This is a genomic window from Psychrobacter sp. M17(2026) (assembly GCF_055699815.1).
This window is the reverse complement of record NZ_CM146741.1, coordinates 3,005,646-3,021,619: the sequence shown is the minus strand read 5'-3', so window position 1 is coordinate 3,021,619 and position 15,974 is coordinate 3,005,646. Positions and strand designations below refer to the sequence as shown.

16 protein-coding genes and 2 tRNA genes are annotated in these 15,974 nt (G+C 41.3%); 8 read left to right on the top strand and 10 right to left on the bottom strand.

What is annotated here, in order from left to right; all coding sequences use genetic code 11:
• Positions 1 to 80: 80 nt before the first annotated feature.
• On the bottom strand, positions 81 to 797 hold the full coding sequence (locus ACR63T_RS12900; protein ID WP_472784239.1) for a metal-dependent hydrolase: 717 nt from the start codon (positions 795 to 797) through the stop codon (positions 81 to 83).
• Between the two features lie 117 nt (positions 798 to 914).
• Here ACR63T_RS12900 and ACR63T_RS12895 point away from each other — a divergent pair, with 117 nt between their 5' ends.
• From ACR63T_RS12895 to ACR63T_RS12880, 4 genes are all read left to right on the top strand, one after another.
• The gene (locus tag ACR63T_RS12895) at positions 915 to 1,931 is read left to right on the top strand and encodes a DUF3025 domain-containing protein (RefSeq protein ID WP_472784238.1); all 1,017 of its coding nucleotides are present in this window, start codon (positions 915 to 917) and stop codon (positions 1,929 to 1,931) included.
• Between the two features lie 269 nt (positions 1,932 to 2,200).
• On the top strand, positions 2,201 to 4,987 hold the full coding sequence (gene acnA, locus ACR63T_RS12890) for an aconitate hydratase AcnA (protein WP_472784237.1): 2,787 nt from the start codon (positions 2,201 to 2,203) through the stop codon (positions 4,985 to 4,987).
• 407 nt (positions 4,988 to 5,394) lie between these two features.
• Entirely contained in the window at positions 5,395 to 5,664 is a 270-nt protein-coding gene (locus tag ACR63T_RS12885; protein ID WP_472784236.1) for a type II toxin-antitoxin system Phd/YefM family antitoxin, read from the top strand.
• On the top strand, positions 5,664 to 6,059 hold the full coding sequence (locus ACR63T_RS12880) for a type II toxin-antitoxin system VapC family toxin (protein ID WP_472784235.1): 396 nt from the start codon (positions 5,664 to 5,666) through the stop codon (positions 6,057 to 6,059). The genes ACR63T_RS12885 and ACR63T_RS12880 overlap by 1 nt, the downstream gene beginning before the upstream one ends.
• Before the next feature lie 14 nt (positions 6,060 to 6,073).
• Here ACR63T_RS12880 and ACR63T_RS12875 read toward each other — a convergent pair whose 3' ends face one another.
• Positions 6,074 to 6,727, bottom strand: coding sequence for a LysE family translocator (locus ACR63T_RS12875; RefSeq protein WP_472784234.1), 654 nt, complete (start codon positions 6,725 to 6,727; stop codon positions 6,074 to 6,076).
• A gap of 175 nt (positions 6,728 to 6,902) precedes the next feature.
• Here ACR63T_RS12875 and ACR63T_RS12870 point away from each other — a divergent pair, with 175 nt between their 5' ends.
• The 3 genes from ACR63T_RS12870 (at position 6,903) to ACR63T_RS12860 (ending at position 8,830) form a co-directional block, all read left to right on the top strand.
• Positions 6,903 to 7,202: a hypothetical protein gene (locus ACR63T_RS12870; protein ID WP_472784233.1), complete on the top strand. Its 300-nt coding sequence runs from the start codon at positions 6,903 to 6,905 to the stop codon at positions 7,200 to 7,202.
• Between the two features lie 106 nt (positions 7,203 to 7,308).
• The gene (locus ACR63T_RS12865) at positions 7,309 to 7,683 is read left to right on the top strand and encodes a ribosomal maturation YjgA family protein (RefSeq protein ID WP_472784232.1); all 375 of its coding nucleotides are present in this window, start codon (positions 7,309 to 7,311) and stop codon (positions 7,681 to 7,683) included.
• A 247-nt stretch (positions 7,684 to 7,930) separates the two neighbouring features.
• Positions 7,931 to 8,830, top strand: a complete 900-nt coding sequence (locus ACR63T_RS12860) for a DMT family transporter (protein WP_472784231.1) — start codon at positions 7,931 to 7,933, stop codon at positions 8,828 to 8,830.
• On the opposite strand, the gene ACR63T_RS12855 is transcribed toward ACR63T_RS12860, so the two are convergent.
• The 8 genes from ACR63T_RS12855 to gltX form a co-directional block, all read right to left on the bottom strand.
• On the bottom strand, positions 8,785 to 9,912 hold the full coding sequence (locus tag ACR63T_RS12855) for a DNA polymerase beta superfamily protein (RefSeq protein ID WP_472784230.1): 1,128 nt from the start codon (positions 9,910 to 9,912) through the stop codon (positions 8,785 to 8,787). The genes ACR63T_RS12860 and ACR63T_RS12855 overlap by 46 nt on opposite strands.
• Positions 9,913 to 9,947: 35 nt before the next feature.
• The gene (locus ACR63T_RS12850) at positions 9,948 to 10,763 is read right to left on the bottom strand and encodes a nucleotidyltransferase domain-containing protein (RefSeq protein WP_472784229.1); all 816 of its coding nucleotides are present in this window, start codon (positions 10,761 to 10,763) and stop codon (positions 9,948 to 9,950) included.
• A 204-nt stretch (positions 10,764 to 10,967) separates the two neighbouring features.
• Positions 10,968 to 11,043 (bottom strand) — tRNA-Glu (locus tag ACR63T_RS12845).
• Positions 11,044 to 11,192: 149 nt separating this feature from the next.
• A tRNA-Ala gene (locus tag ACR63T_RS12840) sits at positions 11,193 to 11,268 on the bottom strand.
• A gap of 132 nt (positions 11,269 to 11,400) precedes the next feature.
• Complete coding sequence (locus ACR63T_RS12835; RefSeq protein WP_472784228.1) at positions 11,401 to 11,889, bottom strand: DUF2262 domain-containing protein; 489 nt, start codon at positions 11,887 to 11,889, stop codon at positions 11,401 to 11,403.
• An 84-nt stretch (positions 11,890 to 11,973) separates the two neighbouring features.
• Positions 11,974 to 12,384: a hypothetical protein gene (locus tag ACR63T_RS12830; protein ID WP_472784227.1), complete on the bottom strand. Its 411-nt coding sequence runs from the start codon at positions 12,382 to 12,384 to the stop codon at positions 11,974 to 11,976.
• 114 nt (positions 12,385 to 12,498) lie between these two features.
• On the bottom strand, positions 12,499 to 12,864 hold the full coding sequence (locus ACR63T_RS12825) for a hypothetical protein (RefSeq protein ID WP_472784226.1): 366 nt from the start codon (positions 12,862 to 12,864) through the stop codon (positions 12,499 to 12,501).
• A gap of 164 nt (positions 12,865 to 13,028) precedes the next feature.
• On the bottom strand, positions 13,029 to 14,552 hold the full coding sequence (gltX, locus tag ACR63T_RS12820) for a glutamate--tRNA ligase (protein WP_472784225.1): 1,524 nt from the start codon (positions 14,550 to 14,552) through the stop codon (positions 13,029 to 13,031).
• Positions 14,553 to 14,877: 325 nt separating this feature from the next.
• Here gltX and rsmH point away from each other — a divergent pair, with 325 nt between their 5' ends.
• Positions 14,878 to 15,876, top strand: a complete 999-nt coding sequence (gene rsmH / locus ACR63T_RS12815) for a 16S rRNA (cytosine(1402)-N(4))-methyltransferase RsmH (protein WP_472784224.1) — start codon at positions 14,878 to 14,880, stop codon at positions 15,874 to 15,876.
• Positions 15,877 to 15,974: the final 98 nt, after the last annotated feature.

Below are 15,974 nucleotides of genomic sequence, written 5' to 3'. Positions count from 1 at the left end.
TTGAAAGTTGAATAAAGTAATTTTTACACCAATAGCTTTCTGGTGCTTAAAAAGCACCCTACAAATAATAGTGATTTCTCTTAACGAAAATAGTCTTCTAGGATATTCGGTAACATACCTACTCTAAGCTGAGCCCATGGCGCTGGGTCACGCATTTGCTCCCAAAACGGCTCGAAAGGCGGTGCAAAGTATAAGAGCACGGCTATTACTGCATACAGCAGCAAATACCACCATTTATCTCGATGCTGATAGAACTTCATCGCGGTACCTGAAGAGCGCTTCATTTTCATGCCTGATAAATTAACGCTATATAGCTCATCAAGGCTTAGATGTACCAGTGCGCCACCAAACAGAAATAGCCCATAAAACCAGCTGGTAGTCAGAGCATTATCCATGACAAAATAACTCAAGCAAGTCAGCCCTAGACCTAGGATTGCCATATAAGGCACCGAATGAATGACCCCGCGATGCACCGTCATGGTGGTAAAGATATAAAACACTACGTAGCGCATAAAACCATAGCCCGCCAGCCATAACGCCATAAGTGCTAATAGGCTTAACTCATCACGCCAGTGCATCACTAGCCCAAAAGCAAACATAAAGGAAGCTAGATTAAAGCCAAGCTTGATCGGTGTCGAGTTGTCCGAATCCAAATCAGGTAAGAGTCCACCTATCGTGCCGAGCGCTACGCACATCAAAAACCCCGAATCATCTATCAATCCAGTTTTATAAATGGTCAAAGCGGCGATACCACTCACGGCAAATGCGCCATTAAGATGGGTGTTGAAATTGGCCATAAAAAGGGTCTCGAGTAGTGCTCTAAATAAGAGGTCAGCTGCTATTAAAAAAGCGCCCTATGATACCATAGGCCAATCTACTACAGACTCTAAGATACTTATTTTGAGATTCTAATTATGACTATTGCTAACTCGATTAATAACGATTTCTCAAGCTCTTATTCTTATAACCAACTTGATGCAAGCTTTGCTCCTATCGACTGGCAAGCGCCTTGGTTGGCTCACATAAATCAATTAAGCTATCTAAGTGCCACTATAAAGCAGCTGAGTGATGCTAACGCTAATGTTAATAAAGCCGATAAGCAACTAGCTAATACTGCTAGCTTAGATACTCAAATAGATGTCATTGCCAAAGTATTAAATACAGCTTTAAAGTGGCAAAGTGAAGACTGCCAAAACCCATTGCCAACTACGAAACCTGTAGAAGACAACCAAGCTCATCGTTTAAAGTTTGTCTCGAAAAACGCCTTGCCTGAGGGCGTAGGCTATGAGCAGTTTATTGGGAGCACAGGCAAGATTCCGACGCGAGATAATTTGCATGATTTATTTAACGGTAGCATTTGGCTAACTTTTCCTAAAACTAAAGCGCTACTAAATTATTATCATATGCTAGAGATTGCAGCGTGTCATGAGGATGGTAAAGGTGCAAGACGCGGGCGAGTACGCGATACTATCACTGTCTTTGACGAAAATGGTGCGATACTCGTGACCGCTGACCCTAATATAGGTGAGGCATTGATTAATTTTGACTGGCAGGCAAGTTTAGTTGTACCGCGTGATAAGTGGGATAATCCCAAAAAACGTGATACACATTCTCAAGCTGCCGTTTATATTTTTGGTCATGCCTTGCTCGAACAGTTAATACAACCGCGCAAACCTTTGTGTGCGCATAGCGTGGTTATTAATGTAGCGGCTGATTTCTTTGCATTATCTTTGCCTGAGCGCATCTCTTATTTGGATGACCAGCTTGCCATATATATGAATGAGTTATTATCACAAGACAACGTTACTCCGCGTCAGCTTGCGCCCCTACCTGTTTTGGGCGTGCCACACTTTTGGTCAGAGAACGCTGATCCTAGCTTTTATGATGATAGCTACGTGTTTCGCAGTGGTCGTCGAGAATCAAGTAAATAAGTTGATGTTAAAAAGGTTAAATAGCTGTTTTTTCTCGTAATTAGTTACCATTCACTAACTAGATAAGGTTAACAAGTGTAGGGTTAGTTGTTATAGTAAAAGGGTAATACTATTAATTATTAAGATTTTAATAAAAGGTCTCGTTAAATATTTACCACGAGATAAGTAAAGCTTAATGACTAAAACTTAGATGAATAGAATTTAGAAGTATAGCCACCTGTCATAAAAATAAATTCATAACATTCTACTTAGTAGATAAGGAAGCTACCATGAGTGATATCTTCAATGTAAAAAACACTTTGAGTGTTGACGGCAAGGATCATGCCTATTACAGCTTGCCAAAATTAACTGAAACTTACGAAAATATTAGTAAGTTACCCTTTTGCATGAAAGTTGTTTTAGAAAACTTATTACGTAATGAGGATGACGGTCAGTCTGTTGGCAAAGACCATATCGAAGCGGTCGCTAATTGGGACGCAGGCGCAGAAGCGTCAAAAGAGATCGCCTTTATGCCAGCCCGTGTCGTGCTGCAAGATTTCACAGGCGTGCCCTCAGTAGTCGATCTCGCAGCCATGCGTGATGCTGTTGTTGAATTAGGCGGTAAAGCCGAACAGATTAATCCCTTTATCCCAAGTGAGTTGGTCGTCGATCACTCGGTACAAGTTGACGCTTACGGCCGCGAAGATGCGTTAGATTTGAATGAAAAGATTGAGTTTAAACGCAACAATGAGCGCTATGAGTTTTTGCATTGGGGCAAGAATGCCTTTAAAAACTTCGTTGTTGTACCACCAGCCACCGGTATTGTGCATCAGGTTAACTTAGAGTATCTAGCACGCGTGGTGATGGCTGCTGATGTCGACGGCGAGCTGACCGCTTATCCTGACACGGTGTTCGGTACGGATAGTCACACAACGATGATTAATGGTATCGGCGTGCTTGGTTGGGGTGTCGGCGGTATTGAAGCGGAAGCGGCAATGCTTGGTCAACCGTCCTCAATGCTTATTCCACAAGTGGTCGGTTTTGAGCTAAAAGGTAAGCTTAACGAAGGCGTTACCGCAACGGATTTGGTATTGCGCGTGGTTGAAATGCTACGAGCCCATGGTGTCGTGGGTAAGTTCGTTGAATTCTTTGGCGAAGGTCTGCATAGTATGCCGCTGGCTGATCGTGCCACCATTGCCAATATGTCACCAGAGTATGGTGCGACTTGTGGTATCTTCCCGATTGACCAAATGGCGATTGATTATCTGCGTCTATCAGGTCGCGAAGAGAGCCAAATTAAGCTCGTTGAGCAGTATGCCAAGGCGCAAGGCTTATGGCATGATGCTGATACGCCAGCTGCGACTTATTCAAGTAAGCTTGAGCTAGATTTATCATCGGTACAGCCTGCACTTGCAGGTCCTAACTTACCACAGCAGCGTATCAATCTATCTGATATGCACGAAAAATTTGGCGAAACGCTAGAAAAAATGACCAAAGATCGCAAATCGGAAATCAAAGGTAAAGAGCGTTTTGATGAAGAAGGCGGCGAGCAAGAGCAAGCCGATAGACTCTATGCTAAGCCTAACGTCTACTCTGATGTCAATATCGATGATAAAAGCCATAAGCTGCGTGATGGTTCGGTCGTTATCGCCGCTATCACCTCGTGTACTAACACCTCAAACCCTGCGGTTATGATTGGGGCAGGGTTGGTGGCGAAAAAAGCCGCTGCAAAAGGTCTAAAAGCCAAGCCTTGGGTTAAAACCTCGTTGGCACCTGGTTCGAAGGTGGTGACTGATTATCTTGAAAAGTCTAAGTTAATGGACGAGCTTGAAAAAACAGGCTTTTACTTAGTCGGCTATGGTTGTACCACTTGTATTGGTAACTCAGGACCGCTCTTAGAGTCGATCGAAAAAGGCATTGAAGAAAAAGATTTGGTCGCCGCTGCTGTACTCTCAGGTAACCGTAACTTTGAAGGTCGTATTCACTCACATGTAAAAGCAAGCTACTTGGCATCGCCGCCATTGGTTGTCGCTTATGCGCTGGCAGGTACGGTCGATATCGATTTGACGACGCAGCCACTAGGACAAGACCAAGACGGCAATGATGTGTTCTTAAAAGATATCTGGCCGACCTCAGAAGAGATTAACGAGCTAATCGCTAATAATATCGATGCGGATATGTTCCGTAAAAATTACGGTGAAGTGTTCGACGGTAGTGCCGCATGGAACGCTATTAGCTCAGCCGATAGCCAGCTGTATCCATGGGAGGAGACGTCTACTTATATCAAGAACCCACCGTTCTTTGATGGTATGACTATGGAGCCAGAAGGTATTCCTGATATCGAAGGCGCGCGTATTTTAGGTCTATTCGGTGATTCGATCACCACAGATCATATCTCGCCTGCTGGTAATATCGATGCTGGCTCTCCTGCGGGCAAGTACTTGCAAGAGCGCGGCGTAATGGAAGCCGACTTTAATAGTTATGGCTCACGCCGTGGCAACGATGCGGTGATGACACGCGGTACCTTTGCGAACATCCGTATCAAAAACTCAATGATGGGTGGCAAAGAGGGCGGTTATACGTATTACTTCAACGGTGACAAAGCGACATTACAAGACGGTCAAGAAATGGCTATCTATGATGCGGCGATGAAGTATAAAGAAGACAAGCGTCCACTCGTGGTACTTGGCGGTAGCGAGTATGGCTCTGGTTCAAGTCGTGACTGGGCAGCCAAAGGTACTATTTTGCTCGGAGTAAAAGCGGTATTGACCAGCTCATTTGAGCGTATTCACCGTTCAAACTTAGTCGGTATGGGTGTGTTGCCATTGACCTTTAAAGAGGGTGAAAACGCAGAGACTTATAAGCTTGATGGCTCTGAGGTTATGAGTATTACAGGTCTTGATAATGGTGAGAGCAAAACAGCAAAAGTCACTGCTACTCGTGCTGATGGCTCAACTGAAAGCTTCGATGTCAACGTCATGCTACAGACACCAAAAGAGCGCGAATACGTGCGTCATGGTGGGGTATTGCACTATGTGTTACGTCAACTCGCTGCTGAGAGTATGGAAGCTGGTTAACTTTTAAATAGTTCTTAAAAAATAAAACCTCAACCTTATGTTGGGGTTTTTTGTTGTGAGGAAGGATAAAATAAGTGTTTGGGAAACGCTTACCCCGACGCAAGACAAGAGCTATGTTCGCAGTTTGCAGTGCAATTTTTAAACGGCTCTTAAGTCACGGCTAGTGGTAACATCTCGTTCTAGCTAATATTAGTTATGGTTTGAAAAATTTTATAATATATCGGTGCGTGGAATGCACCCTACAGCTAAAATGGCGAGTTACGCTTTTTTGTCATTATCTATAAGAATTTTAAGAGTACGCCTACTCTAACGCTTACTATACTTAGTTATCTTATAGGTATAGACTAAAGTAGTAAACTAAGTAAAAAGACTTGGTTTAGCAAGTAGTTGATAAATGGAGAATTGCTATGACTAATCTAACCCCATTAGATATAAAATCGGTCAACATTAATGAAGCTAAAACGCATCTATCACGCATTATCGAAGATGTGAAGCTATTAGGTCAGCCTGTTATCATTGCAAAAGCTGGTGTACCACAAGTAAAGCTTGTACCTTTAGATATGCCGTCAACTAAACGTGAAATGGGCACTTTAAAAGATAGTATTGTTATTCCTGATAGCTTTGATCATTTATTCGAAGATGAGATAGCTGATATGTTCAATAAGAGTAATTTATAATGTATCTGCTTGATACTCATGTGCTGCTCTGGTTTTTGACAGGTAATACAGATAAATTATCGATAGAAACTGTAGATATTCTCAATGATATTAGCTCTGGGCTATATTTCAGTGTTGCGAGTATTTGGGAGTTATCAATCAAAGCAAGTTTAGGTAAGCCCGACTTTAGCTATGATCCGAAACAAATTGCAGGAGAGCTATTAAGGCTTGGTTTTATTGAGTTACCTATTACTATTAATCACGTTTGTGCTATAGGCAGCTTACCGCTAATACATGGCGACCCTTTCGACAGACTATTGCTTGTTCAGTCAAAGCTTGAAAAACTTACTTTGATGACAGCAGATGCAAATATTTTGCGATATGAGCAAGGACAAGTAAAAGATGTTCGGCTTTAGTTCTATTCAATTATTCAACCCCTCTCAGTCAACAGCTTAATCCCCATCCCAATAAATACCACACCGCCGATCTTATTTAATATTGACTCAATAGCTGGATTCTCACGTAGATTTTTACTAAATATCGATGCCAAAAAAGCCAAGCACGAGCACCATAAAAAGCCAGTGATCGCAAAGCTAATGCCTAACATCAAAAATGATACCGTCACATAAGCGTAGCTTGCGTCGATAAACTGCGGGAAAAAGGCGATAAAAAATAGCGCGACTTTTGGATTGAAAACGTTGGTTAATACGCCTTGCTGGTATATCTTCCAACGATCTAACGGTTTTGAGCGAGTAGGCTGTTCACCTTTTGGTAAACTATTGGCTAATAGCGACTCACCTTTATTCATTATCATCTTATAGCCCAAATAACATAAGTAGATAGCGCCAATATATTTGACGATTATAAAGGTAAAGGGAGAGTTAGCCAGCAGGATGGATAACCCTAGCGCTGCTAGAACCGTATGTACCAAAATCCCTGAAGTGATGCCCAATACAGAATAAAATCCCGCTCTGCTACCCTGAGAGATACTGCGCGTAATGATATACATGCTATCGGTGCCAGGAGTGACATTTAGCAAAACGCTGGCAGCAATAAATCCTAAGTAGTTTTCGATACCGAACATGGACAGGACTCTTTTTAATGTATTTACACAAGCTCAAGTAACTGTATTTTAAATTAGCTTAAGCGCTTCAAAATCAATTGCTTTCAAAACTTTAAGTTAACTTTTACTACTGTTTAACTCAATAGCTGATAATATATTGCAATAAATAAGACATTTGTTGTTAAAAGGATTCTATATGAAAAGGTTAGCTTGTACATTACTATTATCAGTTTTTACCATTGTCGCTGGGATGAGTGCTGCTCATGCTGAGAGAGTCTGTAAAGTAACGGATCCAACTGGGACGCCACTCGATATACGTGCTGAGCCTAACGGTAAGGTTATAAATAAGCTGCGTAACGATCGAGAAGTTTATATCACCAAAACTACCTACGACTCCAAAGATCGTCCTTGGGTCTATTTGGAAGGTTATTATCAAGGAGGGTATAGATATTGGGGCTGGGCCATTAGAGAGTTTGTCTCCTGCTATAATCAATAAGCAGTTATAAGTTTTAGCTTAAATAATCCTTTAATACTTCATAATAAATAGACTGTTTCTTTGCTACGCTGATGTTCTGTTAATTGTCATAAGCGTAGGATAAGCCTTGTCAAAAATAACTAAATTTCGCTTTCACTTCGGCTATCTCTTATTAGCTATTGTGCTTTTCTTAGTTGAGATAGCGATTGCCAAATATACGGGTGGCTGGATAAGGCATTACCTAGGTGATGTATTGGTCGTTATATTGATATATAGCGCCTTGATGACTATCGTTAATTTTAATAGAAAGGCAGTGATCTTATTTACGCTGATATTCGCTTTTGCTATCGAATTTAGCCAATATTTTAAATTGGCGGAGCGTTTGGGATTTGAGCAGGGTAGTGTGCCTTATATTGTCTTGGGTAATACTTTTAGTGTAGAGGATTTAGTCTGTTATGCCGTAGGCTGTCTGCTTATTTTGCTAGTTGAAAGGGTTTTTTAAAAAGTTTACTTTAAATGATTTAGGTAAATTTGCTGGGGTAAAAATCTAGCCTATATCAAAATAGCTATTTTAATGAAACCTATATCTCAATAAATCTTAATTCTCAAAATCCATTTCCTCTACATTGACTATCAGTACACAAATACACCACCTTTTGTGCGTTTAAAACGCTATCATCGTGGCTTTATGAGAGTAGCAGTTTCAAGCCATGTCAGGCAAAAAGATAAATATCACTATTGAGTAAACGATGAGCAGACGCGACCTGATTATATTTATTACCCTGTCCTTTATGTGGTCGATATCTTTTGTATTTTATCGCGTAGGCGTTCCTGAATTTGGCTCATTAGCCTTTGCCAGTTTGCGAGTGATCTTTGCAGGTCTGACTATGGTTATCTTCTTAATAGTCAGCTCAAAAGATCGCGCAGGTATCAAAGAGCGATGGAAGATACTCACTATCGTAGGCTTATTCTCTGCCGCGATTCCATTTATCTTATTTTCCTTTTCAGCGCAGACTGTCAATGCAGGTGTATTAGCAGTACTCAACGCTGCGGTGCCGATGATGAGCGGTTTTATTGCCAGTACCTTTTTTAATGAAAAACTCGCTAAAAAGCAAATAGTAGGCTTAATTATTGGCGTAATTGGGGTAGTCATCTTGATGAGCGAGAGCTTATTTTCTGAGTCAGGAGCCCAAGATTTGAGCTCAAATTTGCTACCGATGGGCTATGCGCTATTAGGTGCAGTGGGCTATGCGGTCGGTGCTAATATTACTAGGAATTACTTAGAAGATATCTCACCTGTAGCGATTACCGCAGGCTCGCTGATTATAGCCAGCTTAGTCATGCTCCCTGTCGCCGCCTATAACTTCCCCTATGGCGCTAGTATTAGCGTAAAGGCATGGGTATCCGTTATTTGTATCGGCGTGTTCTCTACTGCTATCGCGCTGGTGTTTATGAATCAGCTGATCAAAAGCATTGGCCCGATGCGCGCGACCAGCATTACTTTAGTCATTCCTATCTTTGCGATTATTTTAGGATATTTACTGCTCGGTGAAGCATTAGATATTGGCGCTATTATTGGCTCGATTGTAATCCTAGTAGGCACCTACTTGTCGCTAAATTTATCTTTTAGAAGTTTAGGTAAATCATAAAGTTGATCTCTTACAGTCACTAATGTAGATAAAGTTTTTTGAGTATGAGGATAATCAGGCAGAGCGCTATTGGCAAAAGCAGTTTCGATTTTCTGGGTTAGCTGTTCAGCTTGCATTAACAGCGCATCATAATCGCTAGCACCTGATTTTATCGCCAGCAACTCATCACGATTGGGACGCTCAACGATAACTTGCCCAGTAATAGCAATATCATAAGCCATCTCAAGCAAGCGAATGGTGTGCATCATATTTTTGGCATCGTACTGTTTGCCATGCGTGACTGTCGTCTGATAGCGTACTTCATTACGATCGCTTACCCACTGCCAATAGGTGGCGTAATCATTACAATATTTACTAAAGCCGTGCGCATTAAAGGATAGATAAGCTATCGGGATCATACCTTTAGGAATAGCACTAAGCTTAAGCTGAGTAGCTTCAGGTTTTTGAATCAATCCTGAAAAGTTTAGCTTATCGTCAGCATCAACATACATCGCATACATTTGCGTAGATTTTGGCATGACTACCAGACCGATTTGACTTTGACTAAAAGGTTGCTCTTTTAGCCAGTTAGCTAGTGGAATGCTATGATTATTCGCAAATACTGAGCAAAACTCTAAAATCGACTTTTTCTCTTTATCCATTGGATTTACGATTTTTTTGTTAAGTCCACGCGCTTTTTTAATCTGACTATTAGCAAACCCTGCAAAGGTATTTTTACACAACTTGCTAATAAACCACTCAGACAAGAAGCTGTCCATCACAGGATGCCGATAAAGTATCTTTTCAGCTGGAGTCGCCAACAGCTCCATCATGTTTGGATTATTCTGCAACAGCAGCTCGATATATCGGCCTAATTCATAATAGACGATATCATTGGTCACATTACTCACTTGTGGCACGTAATTATTATGTAAGCCAAAATAGTGTGATTTTGGTAAATAAAACACGCCTTTAATATCAGTGTCCGACTCAGCGGTCGCTAAGCCATAAGCTCGACTGCCCGAAATACATTCTAATAAAATTAAATTCTCAGATTTTAGATATTCTATCGTGAGTGGAGGTGCTATTGAATCTATTGCCATCGCTGTTAATCTCACCGTTTATTTACGTAATACTTTTATTGCGTATAAAGCACTTGCTGAAAAAACTCATTTAGAGCGCCTGCATCTGCTTTGGGCTTTTCTTTGAATACAGGCTGGTCTATATCAAGCCATAGCTGAGCAATAGCATTTTGTAATAATAGTGATATGTGTAAGGTATGACGCTCATCGCAACTACTTTTGAGCGCTATGAGCTGTAAGATAGCCGATTGCGCTTCATCATTAATCAGCTCAAACATTTCACTCATAACCACAGGTGGTGGTGTCTCGTAAGTAATGACCCATTTGGCAGCCAAGAGTGCTCGCAACAAATAAAACAGCTTCTTTAGCTTAATAGAGGCTGTCAAATCAAGCCCGATACTCGCGGTCTTGGCCATACCTTGATAATGATGAAAAACAGTAATCGGTTTAAAATAGTCTAAACTTATTATTTTTAAAGTATCTATCAGCTCTGAGCGCTGTTGATAAGTAATAGGGGAGTGTAACCACTCAAATATCACCGCATTAGACTTATAGATAAGCGTTAAAGCCTTTTTTATATCCCAACCGCCAATATCAAAAGGTACCGATAATAAATCCTCTTCGATAAATTCAAAAGTATCTTTATTATCAAATAGATTCAAATACCAATTAAGCGGATGACAATAAAGTAGGCGTACATCGTAATCACTATCAGGTGAGGCAAAACCCCAAGCCCGACTACCGCTCTCAATAGCGTGCAGGCAAGTTATATTGTAAGAGTCGCAGACTTGTGTGATAGCTTGTTTTATCTGTATTGCATCGTTTTTATTAATTGCGTCTAAGCTCTTGGTCTTATGGTCAGTATTAGTCATAATTTTGTTCTAAGAAAAGAGTGAATAATTGATTATAGTCTGTCTGCACGTCATAAAACCATCAAACTATAAAAAGTGAGAGAAATAATCACGCAAAAAAAAGCCCAATCAAATAAATGATTGGGCTTTTTAGAGTGCACCTTATTAGTCTGATCTGATGCTTAATAATGCTAAGCAAAAGTGCTAATAAGTGACGCCGAATAGTGGCGTCCCCAGGGGGATTCGAACCCCCGTTACCGCCGTGAAAGGGCGGTGTCCTAGGCCTCTAGACGATGGGGACGCATAGAGTGTTATAACTATTATTTTTCAATAACGCTACAACGGTACTTCACAATATCAGAATGCTTATCTATTACTAACAAGCCTTGCCTAGGTGCTGATACTGTCCTACTAGCGATATTTATTATAGTAAAGCTAACAATAAATAGATGGTGGAGCTAAACGGAGTCGAACCGTTGACCCCTTGCATGCCATGCAAGTGCTCTACCAACTGAGCTATAGCCCCTCGCTAAGAGTGTGCGTATTTTAGGCAAGTGCAGCGATGTTGTCAATAGCTAATTTTAAATTAAGTGATAATTATGTGAATAGAAGTAAAAACTATATGAATAAGGTCAGAAGAGAGTATTTAGAAAAGATATTAGTTAGGCGTGTACGCGTCCATTAGCCTACCATTCATATTACCATCTACTATAATGATATTGTCTCGAAGCATACTATTATCATCATAATAAGCAGTAAAATCGCCATTACCCCACATAGAAATATCTTTCAAAAATACTCTGTGAGCAAAATTTTCTTGTGAGATAGGAGTACTATTTATGTCATATTTCTCTTGCCAATAACGAGCAGATTTAATAAGTTTTTCTGCGCAAAAGTTGCGCATTCTTTTGTCCCAATCTTTCGAATTGCTTAACAATTTTTTTAACTCTATAAGTCGGATATTGGCATCATTACAACGCTCAAGACAAACATATATTTCTTTATCAACCCAAATAGCAAGACCTTCAAAAAACTCTAACTCTTTATTATATGCTAAGCTTTTTAACTGTTCATCTTCAATCACAATTAGCGAGTTATAGTCATCGGAAACCAAATATTCTTGCTCAATATTATTCTTATTAGCCATGATAAGAGTATTCCTTGAGAAAAATAATAGTTAAGACTACATAAGATACCGTTCTAAAAGTCTGATTTTCGGTTCACCATATAATTATCGAGCCTTTTTATTCTTTAACAAAAACTCACTGATATCGTTCGCTTGTCTGATACCACGAACTAACCAGTTTGCCTGCCATTCGGTAATACGCTCACCTTTATTATGAATATAAACCCCTCGTGAGGGTTGATCAATCCATTCTAGCTGCCTAACTAGAGCAACTGGCGTTCTTGAATCTGGCGTGTCATTAGCGAATAATAGCGCTTGCTCGAAAGTCACAAAAGCGCGGTAATATTCATTAGCAATTAAAAAACTACCGTCAGCATCTACCTCATTTGCGTCTTGCTCAGGATAGCACCAAACGCGATATTCTAGTACTTCATCGAAGAAATAGCCGCCACCTGAGTAAGCGGCTTCATCGTATTCTCCGACTTGGTCAGGGTCTATTACGGTTGGGTATTTCATAAAAAGCCTTTTGAGACTTGAGTCGTTGTAGGGTGCGTTCCATGCACCGATGAATAATTATAACTTTATGGCTAGTGCACATGGCAGATACTACAAAAGCTTAATCATCGAAAATTAGCGTGGATTTTGCTTGATAGCAATCTCTTTAATAGCTTTATCGATAAAGAATTCCTCTTCTGTATCATCTGAAAAAACAATGGCACAACACGTGGTTTGGATATATTGCCCACCATTTTGTCTTACTGTGCTTATGCCTTTAAAGCCTGCGATAGCGGATGTTTTTATTGGGTCTGTATTATGACTGCTATAGTTACAGTAGGTGGTATGTATCCACTTTAAATCTTCAAAGTCTTGACCAGTTGTGAGGGTTAGCTTGGCATCGTATAGCTCTTTTACAATTGCATCATAGTATTTTTGCGCTTCTTTGAGCGTGTTAAAGACATAATCTTTGCTTTCTATAGTGACAGTTTTGGCGACCATATTTATTTCCAATTATGCGTTAGATGGTAGGTTACGTTTAATAAGAAAAGCATGGGCTTTGCTTTTACAAAACCCACGCTTTTCTCGTGTCAGATAGTTTTCTTCGTTCGTAATTTTATAGCTGGGTTAAAAACCTAGCCTACAAACCAAAATACTTTTTAACCTTATTCATCTGCATCAACCAAAAAATCAGGCAAATCTGCTGCTGTCTTCTCAAGCTTCTTCAGCTTTTTCTTACCCAAACCGCCAAGAGTATCGACCGCATGACGCAAGCGTATCAAGGTCATATCCGCACCGATGATCCACATTGAGTTCATCACAGGCGTTGACGATGAGCTACCCGCGATAGCGATAAAGAACGGGGCGATAAAGTCACGCATCTTAATATCAAGCGCAGCAGATAACCCTTTGATAGTCGCATAGATGTTTTCTTCGGACCAAGTCGGTAGCGCCTCTAATTGCCAAATAGCCAGTTGCAGTACTTCCATGATTTGCTCATCGGAGAGCGATTTATGGCTAAAGTCTTCTGCTTTGATTGCTGGCAAGTTTTGGAAGTAAAAGCCACCCCAGTTGACTGCATCAGAGAGTAGTTCGATACGCGGCTGGATAGCGGCTGCCATAGCAGTGAGTTTATCGCTATCGTTTGCCCATTCTAGGATTTTGTTTTTTAATTCCTCTGGCGTGAGCGCGCGTAGCCATTCAGCATTGAGCCAATTTAGTTTTTCAACGTCAAAAATAGGGCCGCCAAGTGAGACCCGTTGAATATCAAAGCTCGCTATCATTTCCTCTAAGGTGAATTTTTCTGCCTCATCAGGCATTGAGTAGCCCATACGACCTAGATAATTTAGTAGCGCTTCTGGTAATACGCCAGCATCACGATAATAAGTGATCGAGGTTGGGTTTTTACGTTTAGACAGCTTTGATTTATCAGGGTTACGTAGTAATGGCATATGGCAGAGTACAGGCATCTCCCAACCAAAGTATTCATACAGCAGCTGATGCTTTGGCGCAGAGTTGAGCCACTCTTCACCGCGCATCACATGGCTGATCTCCATTAAGTGATCATCGACGACGTTGGCTAAATGATAAGTGGGCAGTCCGTCAGTCTTGAGCAGCACTTGCATATCGACCTGCGCCCAAGGGATCTCAACCGTACCGCGGAGCATGTCTTCAACTTTACAAACCCCTTCGCTTGGCACACGCATACGAATCACAAACGGCTTGCCATCAGCGACCATTTTATCCGACTCTTCGCGTGATAAATTAGCATAGCGACCGTCATAGCGTGGCGTCTCACCATTGGCCATTTGCTCAGCACGCATAGCATCTAGCTCTTCACTGCTACAAAAACAGCGGAAAGCATGGTCACTATCAAGAAGCATTTGCGCGTGCTCTTTATAGATGTCAGCGCGTTCGCTTTGACGATACGGTGCGTGTGGTCCGCCAACGTCAGGACCTTCCGCCCAGTCAAGACCGACCCAACGCAGCGCGTCTAAGATCATTTGCTCAGACTGCTCGGTTGAGCGCACTTGGTCAGTATCTTCGATGCGCAGAATGAATTCACCGCCGTTTGCTTTGGCAAAGGCTAAATTAAATAATGCAATATAAGCGGTGCCAACATGCGGAAAGCCAGTAGGCGATGGGGCGATACGGGTGCGGATAGGGCGATTGCTAGGAGAAGTAGTCATTTGGGTCATAGTAGTCTCAGAATATTATTGTTAATCAAAAATGAGGGTTAAAAAAGTAAAATTAACAGTAGCAGATAGCGTAAAATATAGCGTCATTATAACAGGGATAGTCAATATTTTTTATTGAAAAGCCTAGATGATGCTTGACTAGCCGTGTATCCTTGCGATAATAACGCTAGATCAATGATAAGTGGTTTATTTTCATCTGATTTTTACTATTGTTAGTCTAATGGATCGTTATTTATTGAGTTATTCGTTTCGTTATCTAAAACTTAGTTTAATTCATCTAACATTCACGCACTAAAATAAGAGAAAAACAATAATTATGTCCGATGAATTAAGCTTTAACCACGAAGCGGTATTATTGAACGAAGCTGTTGCCGCCGTATTAGGCGTCAAGTCATTGCCTAATAATGACAATGAAAGCCTACAAGTGAGCGGCATTTATGTCGATGCAACTTTCGGTCGTGGCGGTCATAGTCGACTGTTACTATCTCAGTTAGCTGACGATGCGCAGCTGATTGTTTTTGATAAAGACCCGACTGCTATTAGCGTGGCTGAGCAATTGGCTAGCACAGATAGTCGGGTGAAAATCGTGCATGATAGTTTTGCAACTTTGACCAACAGCTTAGCCGCGATGGGTATTACTCAAGTTGATGGGCTGATGGCAGATTTGGGCATCTCATCGCCGCAGATCGATGATGGCAGTCGCGGCTTTAGCTTTATGCGTGATGGCGCGGTCGATATGCGCATGGATACCAGCCGTGGTCAGTCCGTCTCAGAGTGGCTTGAGCAAGTGGATGATGAGACTTTGGCTAACGTGCTCTATGAGTTTGGCGAGGAGCGCCACAGTCGCCGTATTGCTCGAGCGATAAAAGCTATGGACAGTTATACTTCTACTTTAGAGTTAGCAGAAGTCATTAAGGTAGCGCATCCCAATTGGCAACGTGGCAAGCATCCAGCGACTCAAAGCTTTCAGGCGATGCGTATATTTATTAATAATGAGCTAGGCGATGTCGAAAGCTTTTTGCAGCAAAGCATTCCAGTTATCAAGGCAGGTGGACCATTAGCGGTTATTAGTTTTCATTCCTTGGAAGACCGACTGATTAAGCAGTTTTTGCAGCGCCATAGTAAAGGGCGGTATCCTGAAGATGAGAATCTGCCGATACGTCCTGATCGCCCGCGCTACTTTGGTAAGCCCAAGCGTGTCGGTCCAAGCAAAGCTGAGATCGCTACCAATCCGCGCTCGCGCAGTGCTTGGTTACGGTCAGCGACTCGTACAGATATCGTCGCTAATGTTTTAGATAGCGAAAACAATAAGTAGTAACTATTGAAAATAGTAATTACAAAAAATAGTAAGTATTAGAAGCAGTCGTTCATGCTGAATAACTACGCTGCTGTTAAGAAGCTGTAAACATTAGC

Bases quoted from the DNA above. Each gene is read 5' to 3' on its own strand.
- ACR63T_RS12900 (WP_472784239.1), bottom strand. From the start codon at position 797: ATGGCCAATTTCAACACCCATCTTAATGGCGCATTTGCCGTGAGTGGT.
- ACR63T_RS12895 (WP_472784238.1), top strand. From the start codon at position 915: ATGACTATTGCTAACTCGATTAATAACGATTTCTCAAGCTCTTATTCT.
- acnA (WP_472784237.1), top strand. From the start codon at position 2,201: ATGAGTGATATCTTCAATGTAAAAAACACTTTGAGTGTTGACGGCAAG.
- ACR63T_RS12885 (WP_472784236.1), top strand. From the start codon at position 5,395: ATGACTAATCTAACCCCATTAGATATAAAATCGGTCAACATTAATGAA.
- ACR63T_RS12880 (WP_472784235.1), top strand. From the start codon at position 5,664: ATGTATCTGCTTGATACTCATGTGCTGCTCTGGTTTTTGACAGGTAAT.
- ACR63T_RS12875 (WP_472784234.1), bottom strand. From the start codon at position 6,727: ATGTTCGGTATCGAAAACTACTTAGGATTTATTGCTGCCAGCGTTTTG.
- ACR63T_RS12870 (WP_472784233.1), top strand. From the start codon at position 6,903: ATGAAAAGGTTAGCTTGTACATTACTATTATCAGTTTTTACCATTGTC.
- ACR63T_RS12860 (WP_472784231.1), top strand. From the start codon at position 7,931: ATGAGCAGACGCGACCTGATTATATTTATTACCCTGTCCTTTATGTGG.
- ACR63T_RS12855 (WP_472784230.1), bottom strand. From the start codon at position 9,912: ATGGCAATAGATTCAATAGCACCTCCACTCACGATAGAATATCTAAAA.
- ACR63T_RS12850 (WP_472784229.1), bottom strand. From the start codon at position 10,763: ATGACTAATACTGACCATAAGACCAAGAGCTTAGACGCAATTAATAAA.
- ACR63T_RS12835 (WP_472784228.1), bottom strand. From the start codon at position 11,889: ATGGCTAATAAGAATAATATTGAGCAAGAATATTTGGTTTCCGATGAC.
- ACR63T_RS12830 (WP_472784227.1), bottom strand. From the start codon at position 12,384: ATGAAATACCCAACCGTAATAGACCCTGACCAAGTCGGAGAATACGAT.
- ACR63T_RS12825 (WP_472784226.1), bottom strand. From the start codon at position 12,864: ATGGTCGCCAAAACTGTCACTATAGAAAGCAAAGATTATGTCTTTAAC.
- gltX (WP_472784225.1), bottom strand. From the start codon at position 14,552: ATGACTACTTCTCCTAGCAATCGCCCTATCCGCACCCGTATCGCCCCA.
- rsmH (WP_472784224.1), top strand. From the start codon at position 14,878: ATGTCCGATGAATTAAGCTTTAACCACGAAGCGGTATTATTGAACGAA.